Below are 325 nucleotides of genomic sequence, written 5' to 3'. Positions count from 1 at the left end.
GTTTGAGTTTTTGAACTCATAAACATTGGTTGCTGTATTTAAAGCAACAGATACTTCTTTTGGATCAATTGTTACTCCTGTTGCTCCTGCTTTTGGTTGACCGTTTTCATCAATTTCATTCTCGTTGTAGTACGTAAACGTTCCGTTTGTATTTTCAACTAATACCGTTACTGTTTCGTTTGCTTTTACTACTTCATCTAACGTTTTGTATGTGATGGTTCCATCCGCTCCTGCTACACCTACACGTCCTTCTGCTCCTGTCCCTCCATCTAATTTATCTGACGTAACCGATTTATCACCGATTTTATCTGTAGTAACTCCACCA

Annotated in this window: 1 protein-coding gene; it reads right to left on the bottom strand. The window is 38.5% G+C overall.

Translation table 11 applies throughout. The annotated features are described in order from the left end of the window. The coding region (locus tag ACUTSE_RS18170) for a hypothetical protein (protein WP_445641270.1) at window positions 1-325 on the bottom strand (325 nt) is incomplete at both ends.

Source organism: Myroides sp. TSA_177.3 (genome assembly GCF_052691955.1).
This window is presented reverse-complemented; position numbering and strand designations above follow the sequence as displayed.